The sequence below is a fragment of the Rhodococcus sp. IEGM 1381 genome, assembly GCF_030056795.1.
Classification (GTDB): Bacteria; Actinomycetota; Actinomycetes; order Mycobacteriales; family Mycobacteriaceae; genus Rhodococcoides.
This window is the reverse complement of the sequence record NZ_JASHKQ010000010.1, coordinates 43,863-58,636: the sequence shown is the minus strand read 5'-3', so window position 1 is coordinate 58,636 and position 14,774 is coordinate 43,863. Positions and strand designations below refer to the sequence as shown.

The following is a 14,774-nucleotide window of genomic DNA, read 5'->3' as shown; positions in this document are numbered from 1 at the left end:
CGGTCAGGTCAGTGACAGCCGTCATGCGATCTCGGTGAATCGATGCGTTGGGGCCCGGTTTTCGACGGTCGTATGATCGGACGCCAGGACCGAGGTCCGCGTAGTCACGTTCGGCGTGAGCTCATGCCGCGGGCCACGATGTCGTCGACGAATCGGCGGGTCAGTGTGTCCATCCGCGTCCCGACCATCACGACCACGGATCGCTGGAGCGGCGGCCTCATCGGTTTGACGACGCCGGCAAATCTTGCCGGTAATGCGGTGGTCGGGACGAGGGCGATTCCGAGACCTGCGTGAGCGAGTTGTGCTGCAGTCGCGGCATTTCGGGTATAGGTCACAGCATCGAGATGGATGTCGTGGGCTGCCGCGACGGCGTCGAACCATCCGCGCAGGCCATTTGTCGGGTGGTACTGCACGATTGGTCTACCAGCCAGATCGGTCCACGAAACGGCCGGCTCATCGGCCAGATCGAGGCCCTCCGGGACGACCGCAACGATGTCTTCCTTTCCGATTTCGTGAATGACGCCGGTGAACCGATCGGAGGATGGACCGACTGCAAGGTCGATGTCGCCGTTCGAGAGTGCGTCCGCCATAGCGTCCGCACTGCTGAATTCGGTCAGATCCAGTCCGATGTCCGGATACTTCCTCGTCCACTTCCGCAGCGTCGGCGCGAGGAGTGGAACGGTCATGCTCTCGGCGCACGCCAGTCGAAGTCGGCCCTCACTTCCCTCCGCCAACGCTCGTCCGGTCCGCACGATTCGGTCGGCGGCGGCCAACGCCGCCCGCGCATCGTCGAGCAACGCGCGACCGGTCGGGGTAGTCCGAACCCCGCGCGGGAGCCGGTCCAGCAGCGGGGTTCCGATTTCCGATTCCAACGACGCCAGCTGATGAGACAACGCAGGTTGCGACAGATGCAACTGCGCCGCGCCGGCAGTGACAGAACCGGCGTCTACCACGGCGACGAAGCATTCGAGGGCACGCAAGGTGGGCATCGGTCGAGAGTAAAGGACGACGGGAGTCCGGATGGCTAACTGGGATCCTTTGTCATGTAGCGGCTTACCGTTTGCACGAGAACCGTGCTGAAGAAAATGCCGATGAGGGTGAGAATCACGCCGGAACGAATATCGCCGTCGATGAAATTGGTGACGGCGACGAAGTAGGCGATCGCAGCCATGACGATCCCTGCGGTCATTTTGATTCTGGGGTCGATACTCATGTGCCTCAGTTCCTTTCGAGGAAATTGTTGTGGGGTGGTCGCTCGATTCGGTGAGCCGACCTACGCAATTCCGGCTTGCTGGAGGAAAGTCAGGTTGTCTTCGAGGTGCCAGTCCGCGTCGATTCGGCTGTCGCCGACGTGCTGTATGTCGATCGCACCGAATTCGATCGGTTCCGAGTTTCCGGTGTGGCCGTCGTACGTGCCGGTGACATGACCCCGAAAGATCAACCGCGCTGTGAACGTGTCGCCGGCGATGTAGAGATCGGCGAGCTCGCACGTCAAGTCGGGTACCGCGGTGCGGAACGTGCTCGACGCCGCGATGGGGCCGGCAGGGCCCTGCGGCCGGCCCGACTGCAGCGTGTTGTCGACAAAGCTGGGGTCCACTGCTCGGTCGAGGTACGCGGCGTCGCCGGTGTTCCAGAACGTGTACAGCGTTTGTGCAAGGCGCACCACCTGGCGCGTGCGGTCGGTGACCGGTGCATCGCCGACGTTCACGGTTCCGGGGGCGACGAGGTCGACCGCAGAGTCCACCAGGGGGCGGTCAGAGCTTGTCGTGCCGGTGGAGCATGCCGACAGCGACAGCGTCATCACCGCCAGTGCTGTCATTGCTGTGAGCTGCCTCATGAGAGCCGCCCGCCACCGTCGACGTGCAGCGTGACGCCGGTGACGAAGGTGTTCGTCAACAGAGACAGCGCAGCGGCCGCAATATCGGACGGTTGGCCCACTCTGCGCACAGGATTGGTGCGTGCAGTGTCCGCGAACAGCGTGTCCTTGCCTGATCCCATGGAGTCCCAGGCACCCGAATCCACGATGCCGGGCGACAGGGCATTGACGCGCGTGGGTGCGAGCTCCACCGCCAGCGCCTCCACCAGGAACGCCACCGCGCCGTTCGTCGTCGCCATCACCGACAGGCCGGGTGCAGGTTTCCAGGCGGCGACACCGGAGAAGAACAGAAACGAGCCACCCTCTCGCACCTGTGGCGAGAAGTGCTTCGCCAGCAAAATCGGTCCGATCACTTTGGCGTCGAACGCGTTTCGGACTGCGGTGCCGTCAAGATCGCCGAGTGGTCCGTTCGCATGATCGGCGGCGAGGCTGATGACATGGTCCACCGACCCCACCGACGAGGCTGCTTGCGCGATGGAGGACTCGTCCGCGAGGTCGATCACCACAGCACTCGCTCTCGGACCCAACAGAGCGACTGCCGCGTCGAGGGACTCACGGTGTCGGCCGGCGAGAACCACCTCACCGCCGCCGTCGAGAACAGTCGACGCAATGGCTTGGGCGATTCCCGACGCTCCGCCGATCAGAATTACTCGCATTGTCATGAACCTTTCGTTGTGTATGTGTGCCATTCGAGTGAAGCAAGAAAGTGACCGTCGAACAATCGATAGTTTTACTCATTGCCATCGATACTTTCGATACCTTTCGCCTTCGCCGGCTCGACATAGGAGCCAAGGGCCGCGGGGACGTATCCATTTTTGCGTTGACCGACCGCCTCGCGCGGTACGGTGACCGCGGGGATGGGTACGGCTCGAGAAGAATGTCGGGGGATCATGACTCTGTTCGGTGTGCTCGATCGCGTATTGACTCGACGACTGCCCCTGGAGCCTCCGGACGATCCCCATGCCGCGATCCTTCCGACCCCGATCGACAACGACGCCTTCTTCCTCACCCCTCCCGGCATCGAGGACCTCGCACCCGGTGCGGTGATCCGGCAGCGCACGACCCGCGGTCTGGTGCCCCGGCCGCGAACCGCCCTGCATCAGTTCATGGTGCGATCGACCGACGCGCGGGGTCTCCCCGCCGGCGTCACAGCCTCGCTGCTGATCCCGAGGCGACCGTGGACCGGACGCGGACCGCGGCCCGTCGTCGCCCACAACGTGGCCATCGATTCCCTCGGAGCCAAGAGCACGCCGTCGTACCGGCTCGTGCACGGTGTCGGTGCCGACCTCCCGCCGGTGATGCCGCTCTGGCTCGCCCGCGGATACGCCGTCCTCGTCGCCGATCATCAAGGCCCGCGGATGTCGTACTCCGAAGGCACGATGGCCGGGCATGCCGTCCTGGACTCGCTACGCGGGATGACGGTCGTCGCCCCGGAGCTCGCCGACAGCCCAGTGGTGGCCTACGGCTACAGCGGCGGCGCGATCGCCACCACGTGGACGGCGCAACTGCAGCCGAGGTACGCGCCGGACGTGAGGTTGGCGGGTGCCGTCGCCGGTGGAACGCCCACCGACTTCTCGATGCTGCTGGACACCATGAACGGCACCGTCGCGGCCGGCCTGCTGGGTGCGGCGAGCATGGGTCTCGCGCGTGAGCACCCCGAGATGGTGGAGTTGTTCGGCCCGAAGGCGCTGCTGTTGGCGTCCTGGGTGAAGGACATGTCCGTCCTCCCCCTGGCCTTGGGCGGGTTGGCACGCATGCGAATCGAGGACTTGGCGTCCGAGCCCGACCCGTTCGACTCCGACATCGCGCGGCGGGTGATCGCCGCGAACCGTCCGGGCGCCGACGCGCCGTCGATGCCGGTCGCGTTCTTCCACGGTTCCGCGAGCAAGTGGATCGGCGATCGCTTCATCCCCGAGGCCGGCGTGACTGCCCTGATCGAGCAGTGGCGCAGCAAGGGTGCCAACGTGCACTACGAGCCCGTGGCAGGCGACCACTTCATCGGTGCCATGACTGGGCTACCGTTCGTGTTGCGTTGGACCGCCGGGCAATTCGCGGTCAACGGTTCGGGCTAGCTCGCCGCCCGCCGAGTTCGGCGTGATAGGTCTGCATCGCGTCGATCATGTACGGCCGTGATCACCTACGGCGGGCCTCGACGAAAGAATCCTCGAACTGTCACGGACCAGGTCGCGATATACGGATAGACCGGCGTCAGTTTCGTTGGCCTCTGTCTACGCCTTGATCACGCTTCCGGCCGCGACAGCACGCTGGTCGGCCAAGAACCACGGCTCTGAAAGTATTGCGTCGCTTCGGGTTCCTCCGTGTACTCCAACAGGTTCCCCACCTTTCGAGCCAACACCTCTCGCACTTGGCCAGGTTCGGCGAAGAAGAATTCACGCCTGAGATTCGCGTGGTTCAGTCGACGAGTCGTGAAAGCCGCGTGGAGTGCTCCCTCGAGGGCAACGGCGTCGTCGGAGAAGTACAACGCGTGCACATCGAATGGGAACGGTACCGAGGCGCTCCCCAATTCGCGGACCCGATCCATCGGTTCGAGCCGCCGCGTCATACCGATCTTGACCACATCCGGTCCGAATGCACCGCGGTTGCTGATCACGTAAACATAGCCAGCGCGAATATTGGCACGCCGATAGTCGTTCTGCGCAATGGCCTGGTCGAGTTCACCCAACTTGTCTCGAATACGTCGAGCCTCCTCATCGGTGCGGCCGGCCAGAGAGTCGAGCACATTCTGATAATGCGCTCGTTCCTTGTCGAGCTTCTCCCTCTGCGCAGCCAACTCAAGCTCGACCTTGCGTTCCTCTCGGAGACGCTCGCGCTCCTCACCTTGAGCGAGTTTCTCTTCCTGCACCTTCATCATGTAATCGGCTGTGAGCTCGAGTTCTTCGACCCGATGCCTGTGATAAGACTCGGAGACATGCATCTGCATCATGTCTCCGAGCTTGGCGATCGTAGCGGCGGCCTTCTCCAGACGGCTCACGGCCGTCGCTAGGTTTCCCGCCCGGATGGTACGAACACAAATGTCGGCCTCGGCGTTGTAGGCGCGCAGCATGAGCTTCGACAGATCCGAAGTCATCTTGCGGCCTTTGGCGAGGGAGTTGTTGAAGCTCAACATGTCGGAAGCGACCGCACAGGACCATCTTGCGGTCTGGCATTCTGGGTCTTGGAATTTGCCCACGGTGCGATCGACAGCGTGGGTCGCTGTGTGTGTCCCGTTATTCGCGGCTGCTATTGATCCGCGTAAAGAGAAGAGCAAACCGATCCAGCGTTTCTATAGACAGCTTCGGCAATATCTTTGCCTGGCCTCGGAGTAGCGTCTCAGCTGGCTTGTAATGGTCAAATTTTTGTCGGGCAGCTTGTCGCTGATGCGCTTGACGATGCGGTCGCCAGGCGAAATCGAGGTCGTCGCTGCTCGGCGCTCGAAGGCGGCGTTATAAAGGTGCAGGTAGTCCTCCGGCGTGAAAATATCTTCAATGTCGCTGTTCTTACTGTTCGTGATTTCGCCGACCTCGACCAGACGCCGCTGACCGAGCCTCCCTGCCTCAATCGCTCGCTGTAGCCGCTGTGCTCCGTCGGTTCCCGCGTCGATCAGCACCGACACTTCCATGTTGGTCCCGATCAATGCTACGAACGATGGAATGTTGTTGGCCCCGCCAGCGGGCATGATGCGCCAGTCCTCGTCAAGGTGTGGCATCTTCTTCGCCACGAGATAACGGCTAATCGCATCTAGGTGTATAAAGTCGCTGGGCCCTCAACCAGGAGGTTCGCCCCGCCGATGAACAGGTGTTGGGCCACGTCATAATCAAGCGCGGCCTGAAGTGGGGACAAACTGTCTTTACTGACTCGCAAAACTTCTTTACTGACGGTTGCTCCGGTCTTCGGACCGCCGTCCTCGACGATTCGGGTGCGCTCTATCTTGTCAGTCTCGACCATGAACGGCGAGTGGGCGTGTACAGAAAGCATCATCGAGGCATGGGGTCCCGCCAACGCTCCGGTGAGATCGGCGACGACTGGTCCGCGCAGAGGCCCCGAGCGACTGGGGAGTTCGCTAGTGGCTTCGCGGACAGGCGTGGACGCAGCGGCGGTCATTTCGACTGTTCCGATCGGTTGAATACGGGATGGAGAACCAGACTGTAAACGGTCTTCGTTGGATGTATGTCTGAAGCGTGCGGGTTCTTTTTGAATCAGCCACTGACAACTGGCATTCCAACCCACTCGCGGCTCAGTGTGAGATAGCGGTCACGGGAGGAGAAGAACTCTGCCACAGTCAACTCTCCCGGCCAGTTTGCTGGAGTCATGGATGGCGGTAATCCTGGATCAACGTAGGGAATGATCCGCCACTCGTCGAGCAGGGGGACGAACCTCACGAACGCCTCTCTGCGGTCGGCCGGACCGGACTCCAACCCCTTCGACATCTCAAGGAAGGCTCGATGTCTACGGGCAATGCCGTCCAGATCCCACCACCGCTCAGCTGCATCGAGCAGTGAACCTGCAACCGCAATGTTTGAGGCGACGAAGCTCGTCACGTGGTGATTCAATTGCAGAGCCTTTATGATCTGCGAAGCTTCGGCCGCCAGATATTCGGGCGCGATCCACAAACCGGGAGAGACCGTGCCGCAGCCTATTGCGGTCAACCTTCGTCGTAGCTGGTAGCGCGCGGCACGTTGCGATTCAGGGATGGTAAACGAGATCAGACGCCATGGGTCTCCGTCTGTCATTCGGCGGAAGCCGAAGATGCGACCGTCACCCCGCTCGAACATCGCGGTAGCAGGCTCGGTGATGTCGTAGCCTGCGCGTCCCGCGCGTGTACTGGGCTGGACTATCCCCTTCTTCTTCAACCGGGTGACGGCAATTCGCGTGCTCTCCGGGGGCACCCCGAGCGCCTCCATCCAGACGACGAAATCTGCAATCGCGAACCACCCGCCCAACGGCCGTACGTACGCACCGAGAACAGTTCGCACCAACGAGGTGGCGCTCCCTGGTCGGGAGTCGAAGTCGTCGAGTATCGCACCTGCGGTGTCAGGCGAGGAGGTCGTCACGAATCGCAACGATACCGACGGCCACCTCGTGGAACGAGGTGCTGAGCGGGCTGAGCCCCAGACGGATGCCCTGTGGTGCCCGATAGTCCGGGATGACGCCCTTCTCCCACAGCCGCGCGGTGACGGCCTTGAAGTCGGGATGATCGATGGTGACGTGCCCACCGCGGCGGTCCGCATCCTCGGGCGAGGCGATCTCGACGCCCAGCGGAACCAACAGCTCCCGAATCAGTTCGAGCGCGAACTCGGTCAGCGCAATGGATTTCGCTCGGATCGTAGGCATCCCGACATCGGCGATCATCTCGATCGTGTCCTGCATCGCGATCATCCCGAACACCGACGGGGTCCCGCTGATGACGCGACGAATACCCTTCGCAGGCTCGTAGCCCTGCGACATCTCGAACGGGTCGGCGCGTCCCATCCAGCCCCAGATGGGCTGCACGAAATCGTCGAGATACTCGGCCCGTACGTACGCGAACGCCGGAGCGCCCGGTCCGCCGTTGAGGTACTTGTACGTGCAGCCGACCGCAAAATCGACGCCCCACGAATCCAATTCGATCGGCACGGAACCGACGGAGTGACACAGGTCCAGCAGCAGGAGCGCCCCGGCAGCATGCGTGACGCGTACCAACTCGGCCGCGTCGAGCAAGTAACCGGACCGATAGGCGATATGACTCACGACGACGAGGGCGGTGTTGTCGCCGACGACGGCGTCCAACTCCTCGGCCGTCACGCCGCCGTTGCGATCGGACTCGATCCACGTCAGCGTCAGACCCAGTTCACCCGCGATGCCTTCGAGCAAGTAGCGGTCGGTGGGAAAGTTGTCGCGATCGAGCACGATCTCGGTGCGACCCGGGCGCAGGGCAATGGCTCCGCGCGCGATCTTGTACAGCAGAACCGTCGTCGAGTCGCCGATCGTCGTCTGGCCTGCCGCCGCACCCAGGGCAGCGGCCGCGAGACTGTCCCCGATGGTGATGGGGAGATCGAACCACTGCTCGTCCCAGCCGCGGATCAGTCGGCCGCCCCAGGACTCGGTCATGAACGTGTTGATGCGATCGATGCTCGCCTTCGTCGGGCGTCCCAACGAATTGCCGTCGAGGTAGGCCGAGACAGAGTCGTCTTCGCTGCTGACGAACAACTCGCGGTGCGACCGCATCGGGTCGGACGCGTCGAGCTGCGCAGCCCGTTCCAGGAAGCTGGTCATCAGCGTCCGATCTCGGTGCGCACGGCCAGCAGTTCGGGGAAGAACGTCAGTTCCAGCGCCTTCTGCAAGAATCCGACGCCACTCGAGCCGCCCGTTCCACTCTTCATTCCGATGGTCCGCAGGACGGTGCGCATGTGCCGGAAACGCCAGAGCTGGAAATTTTCCTCCAGGTCGACGAACTCCTCGAATGCCTCGTACACGGCCCAGTGCTCGGTATGGTTCTCGTAGACGAACTTGATGAGCGGCATCAGGTCGGCGTTGAACGTGTACGCCTCGGCGACGTTGCGATCGAGGACCGACTCCGGCACGTCGTACCCCTTCCTGGCCAGGCAGCGCCAGAACGCGTCGTAGAGGCTCGGCTGCTCGAGGAGACCCGACAGCAGCTGATGCGCAGCAGGATCGGATTCGAAGACGGCGAGCATCCCGGCATTCTTGTTGCCGAGCACGAATTCCACTGCGCGGTACTGATAGGACTGGAAGCCCGAGGAGTTGCCGAGAAAGTCGCGGAACTGCGAGTACTCGGTCGGGGTGAGTGTTGCCAGTACCGACCACTGCTCGGTCAGAGTCTTCTGGATGTGCTTGACGCGGGCCACACACTTGAGCGCGGTTGCGATGTCGTCTACGTCGAATGCGTCACGCGCTGCGATCGTTTCGTGCAGGACGAGCTTGAGCCAGAGCTCGGTCGTCTGATGCTGAATGATGAACAGCAGTTCGTCGTGATGCTCCGGGGTGCTGACCGGGTTCTGCGCGCTGAGCAGGACATCCAGATCGAGGTATCCCCCGTAGCTCATCCGCTTGCTGAAATCGGTGACGATGTCTTTCTCGATCGCCCTCGTATTGGCCTCGACGCTCATGAGTTGTCCTCGCACTGGTGGGCTGATGCCACCAAGCGTATTACACATACATGGCGGCCGCCACTTCAACGTAATCTCATCGATCAGGGCAGGCTGACGAGCCCTTCTTGGGCCACGCTCGCCAGCAAGACGCCGTCGCGGGTGTAGATGCGACCCTGGGCGAGGCCGAGTCCGCCCGATGCGGCGGGCGATTCCTGGACGAGTGCAATCCAGTCGTCGACGCGGCCGTCGTTGTGCCACCACATCGCGTGGTCGAGACTCGCGGTCATCAATCCGTCGTCGGACCAGGAGACGCCGTTGTTGCGTAGCACCGGTTCGAGCAGCGTGTAGTCGCACAGGTAGGCCAACGCTGCGCGGTGGATGTTCGGATCGTCCGGCAACCGGTCGTATGCCTTGAGCCACACCACTTGCCGTCGAGTCCGCTCGCCGTCAGCGGTGACGTACACCGGCGAGGGGCTGTGCCGGATGTCGAAGTTGCGATCGTGTGCCCAGTAGTGCGCGTCGCGGACGTCCGCATCGCCGAGGACCTCGGCTACCGACGGAAGATCTTCCGGCGCAGGCAGATCGGTCGGCATCGGCTCGTGGTGCGCAACGCCGGCGGCCGCGATGTGGAACGACGCCTGCCCGGAGAAGATGGCCTTGCCGTTCTGCGATCCGGTCACTGCGCGTGCCGAGAAGCCGCGTCCGTCCCGAACCCGGTCCACGGTCCAGTCGGTCTCGGTGTGCACGTCACCCGGGCGCAGGAAGTACCCGTGGAAGGAGTGGATCGACCGGTCGTCGGCGACGGTGTTCATCGCGGCGACGACGGCCTGGGCCACCACCTCGCCGCCGTAGGCGCGGCCCGACGGGATCACCTGATGGTGCCCGGCGAACGCGTTCTCGCCGCGCGATTCGAGATCGAGCGATTTCAACAGTTCCGCACTGGACAGTGAGGTGGTCATCGGCGCGAAAATCCTTCCAGGATCGAATCGTCGACGTCGGGCAGGTTCACGACGATGTTGTCCGGCGTCCTGGCAGTCAGCCAGACCAACTCGTCGGTGGTGCTCATGTTCACCTCGACGTGCGGCATGTAGGGCGGCACGAAGACGAAGTCACCCTCGGACAGGTCGATGTACTCGGAGTAGTTCTCGCCGAAATAGATTCGCGCTATCCCCGTCAGAACGTAGCCACCGGTCTCGGCTTCGCCGTGGTGATGCGGCAGCGAGCGGTAGCCGGGTTCGTTGCTGACCTTGCCGAACCAGATCTTGGTGGCCGGCGTGTGCCCGATGCTCACACCGGAGATGCGAACCGCTCCCCCGGACTGGCCCGTGTCGGCTGCTTCGCTGCCCTTGCGGGTCACGACCGGAACAACCCTGTCGGTGCTTGTCGTCATGACGCATCCTTTCCGATGATGTTGCCGCTGATGGTGTTACGCAGTGTGCCGATTCCATCGACCACTGTTTCGATGATGTCTCCTACCTTCAGAAAGTGCGGCGGCGCCGCCGCGGCTCCGACGCCGCTCGGGGTACCTGTCAGGACGACATCACCGGGGCGCAACACGGTGAACTCGCTGATGTACGCGAGCAGATCAGCGGTGTCGAACACGAGGTCGTCGGTCGAGCCGTTCTGGTGTACCACGCCGTTCACGGAACACGTGATCTTCGCGCCTGCTGCCGGGTCGAACTCGTCCGGGGTCACCAGCACCGGACCGAGCGGTGTGGTGGCGTCGAACGCTTTGCCCTGCAACCACTGTGGGGTGCGGCTCTGCCAGTCGCGTGCCGAGATGTCGTTGGCGACGGTGTATCCGGCGATCGCCGCGCCCGCCTCGACGCGGTCTGCGTTGCGTATCGTCGTTCCGACCACGACCGCGAGTTCGGCTTCCCAGTCGAGCTTCGTGACCGAGTCAGGAAGGACGATGTCGTCCGTGGCGCCGACGAGGGTGTCCGCGAACTTGGCGAACAACGTCGGGTGGGTGGGTGTGTCTCGGCCCATTTCGGCGATGTGTTCGCGGTAGTTGTGCCCGCAGCACAGGATCTTTCGCGGCGTCGGGACGACCGGGGCGAACACGACGTCGTCGATAGGCTGCGCCCCGGTGGGCCGAGCCAGGATCTCGGCCATGTCGGGAGAATTCAGCAGTGCGCCGACGTCGGTGGCGTCGAGCAGCTCCCAGACGTCGCCTCGGTGGACTGCTGCGCGGGTGTCACCGCGAGCGGTCCGGACTGTCGCAAGCCTCATCGATATCGTCGCCTTTCGCCGTTCACACCGCACCTGTGTGTCGCTTCGATTACGGTGGTGAATGTAGCACCATATAGTGATGGTGTCAGCGAACCTCGACAGAAGGGACTCGGCGGAAATGACCATCGAGCGAATCAACCCGTCCACTCTCGGCAAGCAATCGGGCTTCTCCCACGCGGTGCGGGCCGACAATGCCATCTACCTGGCCGGACAGACCGCCCTGGATGTGTCGGGTTCGATCGTCGACGGCGGCATAGTCGCGCAGTTCCGTCAGTCGATGACCAACCTACTCACCGCGCTCGAGGCAGCGGGCGGTGGCCCCGAGAATCTGGTGGACGTGACGATCTACCTGCTCGACATTCCCGAGTACCAGGCGAACGGGCGTGAGATCGGGCAGATCTGGCGCGAACTCGCGGGAACCGAGTACCCCGCCATGGCCGGCATCGGCGTCACGTCGCTGTGGCAGCCCGAGGCTCTCATCGAGATCCAGGCCGTCGCTCACATCTGATCAGGGATGAATGATCGACAACGCGTGTTCGCGAGCAGGACCGCCCAACCTCCGGTTCAGCTCGGCGAACAGCTCCTCCGCGGTGACACCGGTCCACCCCTGAGGCAGCAGCGTCAGGGGCAGGCCCGGATCGAGGTAGGGTAGCCGTCGCCATTCCGTCAACATCGGTACGTACTGCTCGAACGCGACGGCCGGAGAGACTCCCTCCGAGGCGAACGAGGTCGCTACGCTGCGGTAACGCCGCACGAAATCTCCGTAGAGCTCCGACAGTTCGTCGAGATTCCACCACGATCTGACCTTGGACCGAAGGTCCTCGAACGCCACGTGCTGAGACGCGAATATGTCCACGAAGCTCGACAGACCACGCTTGTCGAGCATGGCGCGCGTCTCCCGTTCCAGATTGCCGGGAGCCACCCAGACCCCGGGCGCAGCAGTACCGAATCCGAGTGTCGTCAGGGCGCTGCGCAGCGAATGCCGCTTCTCCCGCTCCGACTCGGGCACAGAGAACACCACCAGTAGCCAGCCGTCGTCGACGGTCGCACGACGTCGATCGAAGATCCGCGTGTCACCCTCGTTCACGACGTCCAGACTGCGCTGCGACAACGAATAACCGGCAGCGCCCTCGAAACGACTGCTGAGCAACACGTCCCGACGCTTTAATCGCGAGATCGACGATCGCACCGCGGGACCGTCGACATCGAGGTCGGCCATCAGCTTGACCAACGACGCAACGGACAACCAGTTGCTCTCCGCCCGGGCGTACAGCCCGAACAGGGTAACGATCAGTTGGCGCGGCTGAATCTCCACCGTCGCATCCGACCGGACCTCGTCGGCCCTGCCCCCACGTGAACGCCCCTCGAGACTCGACATACGCACACCGTAATCGAGCCATTCCCCTGCGATGTATTGCAACCATCAGGTTAACTATCTATGTCGCCTAACGTTTCGTCGTCACAAACTGTGCATACTGGTTTCACCGCACAGAACCGAAAGGTCGATCATGCCTCTGTCACCGTCGGCGCACGTCGACACCTTCTGTCGCGACAATCTGCCACCCGAGAACTCGTGGCCGGAATTTCGCTTCGAACTGCCTTCTCTCGATTACCCCGAGCGCCTCAACTGCGCCACCGTTCTGCTCGACGACATGGTCTCGACGGTCGGGCCGGACAAGCCGTGCCTGCTCTCGCCGTCGGCGACGTGGACCTACGGGGAATTGCTCGCACGCGCCAACCAAGTCGCTCGCGTCCTCACGGAGGATCACGGATTGATACCCGGCCAGCGCGTACTGCTGCGCGGCCCCAACAATCCCTGGCTCGTCGCCTGCTGGTTCGCCGTCGTCAAGGCCGGTGGCGTCGTCGTCACCACGATGCCCATGCTGCGTGCACCGGAGATCACCAAGATCGTCGACATCACCACACCGACACTCGTACTGTGCGATCACCGGTTCGCCGCAGCGTTGGCCGACGTGGTCACCACCGCCACTGTCATCACCTTCGGCGCAGAATCCGACACCGACCTCACGGTGCGCAGCGCCACCAAGGCCGCGGACTTCACCAACGTCGATACCGCAGCAGACGACGTCGTCCTGCTTGCCCCGACGTCGGGCACCACCGGAGTGCCCAAGGCCACCATGCACTTTCATCGCGACGTCCTCGCCAATGCCGACACCTTCTCCGAGCACGTCCTCAAACCGACGGATACCGACGTCTTCACCGGCACTCCCCCCCTCGCGTTCACGTTCGGCCTCGGCGGATTGGTCATCTTCCCCCTGCGCATCGGTGCCACCACGCTGCTCATCGAGAAGGCGACCCCGACCGAACTCGCAGCGCTGGTTCGCGAGCACTCGGTGACCGTCCTGTTCACCGCCCCGACGGCGTACCGCGCCATCCTGGCCGCAGACGCCGAGATCGATCTCGTGTCGCTTCGCCGTTGCGTCTCTGCAGGCGAGCATCTGCCCGTCGCCGTGTGGGAGCAGTTCCACGAGCGCACCGGCATCAAGCTCATCGACGGCATCGGCGCGACCGAGATGCTGCACGTCTTCATCTCCGCCGCGGACGACGACATCCGTCCCGGCGCAACGGGACGTGCGGTACCCGGGTTCGATGCACGCATCCAGGATGCGGCCGGAAATCCGCTGCCCGCGGGGACCGCCGGACTGCTCGCCGTGCAGGGACCGACCGGGTGCCGGTATCTCGCCGACGAACGGCAGAGCGTGTACGTACGCGACGGCTGGAACGTCACCGGCGACACGTTCGTGTGCGATGCGGACGGGTACTTCTGGTACCAGGCGCGTAGTGACGACATGATTGTCAGCTCCGGCTACAACATCGCCGCACCCGAGGTCGAAATGGCCGTCGATCAGCACCCGGCCGTCGCCGAGTCCGCCGTCATCGGCATCCCGGACGAGGCCAGAGGGATGATCGTGCATGCCGCGATCGTTCTCGAGCCGGGCATCATCGGCGACGACACCCTCGTCGCCGAGATCCAGACGTTCGTGAAATCCATTGCTGCGCCGTACAAGTACCCGCGCAGCATTTCGTTCGAGCAGTCACTACCGCGAACCGAGAGCGGAAAGCTGCAGCGATTTCGTCTGCACGAACGCGCATCGACCGCATCGTGACCGATCCGCGCGGAATCTCGGCGGAGGCGCGCGTCGAATGGTCCGACACCGACGCCGCAGGCCACTATCACCACTCGACCGTCATCCGATGGGTCGAGGCCGCCGAGGCAGCGCTGCTGCGGTCGATCGGGCGCGCCGACTTGTTCGGCGTGATCCCCCGGGTCAGCTACAGCGTCGAGTACCGCGGACGTGTCTGGTTCGGCGACGCAGTCACGACGACACTCACCGTCCAACGCGTCGGAACCAGCTCTCTCACCTACGGTTTCGTCGTCGACGGCCCGAACCGACAGGTGGCCGAGGGAAGCATGACCGTCGTACACACCGGCACGTCGTCGACCGGTTCCGCCCCGTGGCCCGCGGACGTGAAGTCGGCCCTGCAAGACTTATAGCGCCGCCTTGACGCACGTATCAAATCCGCTATATTGAACGTATCCGCGACGCAGGTCGACG

The 14,774-nt window shown here is 63.3% G+C and carries 17 protein-coding genes; 4 read left to right on the top strand and 13 right to left on the bottom strand.

From position 1 onward, the window contains the following. Positions 1-104: 104 nt before the first annotated feature. Genes QM797_RS19445 through QM797_RS19430 form a run of 4 tightly spaced genes read right to left on the bottom strand, consistent with a single transcriptional unit; the run spans position 105 to position 2,538 of the window. Entirely contained in the window at positions 105-989 is an 885-nt protein-coding gene (locus QM797_RS19445; protein ID WP_283277304.1) for a LysR family transcriptional regulator, read from the bottom strand. A gap of 35 nt (positions 990-1,024) precedes the next feature. Beyond that, positions 1,025-1,213: a hypothetical protein gene (locus QM797_RS19440; RefSeq protein ID WP_283277303.1), complete on the bottom strand. Its 189-nt coding sequence runs from the start codon at positions 1,211-1,213 to the stop codon at positions 1,025-1,027. Positions 1,214-1,273: 60 nt separating this feature from the next. Then, positions 1,274-1,837, bottom strand: coding sequence for an ester cyclase (locus tag QM797_RS19435; protein WP_283277302.1), 564 nt, complete (start codon positions 1,835-1,837; stop codon positions 1,274-1,276). Then, a complete protein-coding gene (locus QM797_RS19430; protein WP_502942366.1) occupies positions 1,834-2,538 on the bottom strand; it encodes an SDR family oxidoreductase in 705 nt (234 codons plus the stop codon). Before QM797_RS19430 ends, QM797_RS19435 begins: the two co-directional genes overlap by 4 nt. 228 nt (positions 2,539-2,766) lie before the next feature. Here QM797_RS19430 and QM797_RS19425 point away from each other — a divergent pair, with 228 nt between their 5' ends. Continuing rightward, entirely contained in the window at positions 2,767-3,948 is a 1,182-nt protein-coding gene (locus QM797_RS19425) for a lipase family protein (RefSeq protein ID WP_283277300.1), read from the top strand. Between the two features lie 167 nt (positions 3,949-4,115). Here QM797_RS19425 and QM797_RS19420 read toward each other — a convergent pair whose 3' ends face one another. The 8 genes from QM797_RS19420 to QM797_RS19385 all read right to left on the bottom strand — a co-directional run bounded on the left by QM797_RS19420 (position 4,116) and on the right by QM797_RS19385 (position 11,196). Beyond that, positions 4,116-4,964, bottom strand: a complete 849-nt coding sequence (locus QM797_RS19420) for an SNIPE associated domain-containing protein (protein ID WP_283277299.1) — start codon at positions 4,962-4,964, stop codon at positions 4,116-4,118. Positions 4,965-5,159: 195 nt separating this feature from the next. After that, the gene (locus QM797_RS19415) at positions 5,160-5,594 is read right to left on the bottom strand and encodes a hypothetical protein (protein ID WP_283277298.1); all 435 of its coding nucleotides are present in this window, start codon (positions 5,592-5,594) and stop codon (positions 5,160-5,162) included. Between the two features lie 478 nt (positions 5,595-6,072). Continuing rightward, complete coding sequence (locus QM797_RS19410; protein WP_283277297.1) at positions 6,073-6,927, bottom strand: PaaX family transcriptional regulator; 855 nt, start codon at positions 6,925-6,927, stop codon at positions 6,073-6,075. Continuing rightward, positions 6,908-8,128 carry a kynureninase gene (locus QM797_RS19405; RefSeq protein ID WP_283277296.1) on the bottom strand — a complete coding sequence of 407 codons (1,221 nt, stop codon included), beginning with the start codon at positions 8,126-8,128 and terminating at the stop codon, positions 6,908-6,910. Before QM797_RS19405 ends, QM797_RS19410 begins: the two co-directional genes overlap by 20 nt. Continuing rightward, complete coding sequence (locus QM797_RS19400; RefSeq protein WP_283277295.1) at positions 8,128-8,982, bottom strand: tryptophan 2,3-dioxygenase; 855 nt, start codon at positions 8,980-8,982, stop codon at positions 8,128-8,130. Before QM797_RS19400 ends, QM797_RS19405 begins: the two co-directional genes overlap by 1 nt. Positions 8,983-9,065: 83 nt before the next feature. Then, complete coding sequence (locus QM797_RS19395) at positions 9,066-9,923, bottom strand: acyl-CoA thioesterase (protein ID WP_283277294.1); 858 nt, start codon at positions 9,921-9,923, stop codon at positions 9,066-9,068. Further along, positions 9,920-10,354 (bottom strand): cupin domain-containing protein, encoded by a 435-nt coding sequence (locus QM797_RS19390; RefSeq protein WP_283277293.1) that lies wholly within the window; start codon positions 10,352-10,354, stop codon positions 9,920-9,922. The genes QM797_RS19395 and QM797_RS19390 overlap by 4 nt, the downstream gene beginning before the upstream one ends. Then, entirely contained in the window at positions 10,351-11,196 is an 846-nt protein-coding gene (locus QM797_RS19385) for a fumarylacetoacetate hydrolase family protein (RefSeq protein WP_283277292.1), read from the bottom strand. Before QM797_RS19385 ends, QM797_RS19390 begins: the two co-directional genes overlap by 4 nt. Positions 11,197-11,314: 118 nt before the next feature. Here QM797_RS19385 and QM797_RS19380 point away from each other — a divergent pair, with 118 nt between their 5' ends. After that, on the top strand, positions 11,315-11,704 hold the full coding sequence (locus QM797_RS19380; protein WP_283277291.1) for a RidA family protein: 390 nt from the start codon (positions 11,315-11,317) through the stop codon (positions 11,702-11,704). On the opposite strand, the gene QM797_RS19375 is transcribed toward QM797_RS19380, so the two are convergent. Then, positions 11,705-12,574 (bottom strand): PaaX family transcriptional regulator, encoded by an 870-nt coding sequence (locus tag QM797_RS19375; RefSeq protein WP_283277290.1) that lies wholly within the window; start codon positions 12,572-12,574, stop codon positions 11,705-11,707. It lies immediately after the preceding gene. 130 nt (positions 12,575-12,704) lie between these two features. Between QM797_RS19375 and QM797_RS19370 the strand changes: the two genes are divergently transcribed. Both QM797_RS19370 and QM797_RS19365 read left to right on the top strand, forming a co-directional pair. Next, positions 12,705-14,324, top strand: coding sequence for an AMP-binding protein (locus tag QM797_RS19370; protein WP_283277289.1), 1,620 nt, complete (start codon positions 12,705-12,707; stop codon positions 14,322-14,324). Then, positions 14,321-14,713 (top strand): acyl-CoA thioesterase, encoded by a 393-nt coding sequence (locus tag QM797_RS19365; RefSeq protein ID WP_283277288.1) that lies wholly within the window; start codon positions 14,321-14,323, stop codon positions 14,711-14,713. The genes QM797_RS19370 and QM797_RS19365 overlap by 4 nt, the downstream gene beginning before the upstream one ends. Positions 14,714-14,774 lie beyond the last annotated feature (61 nt).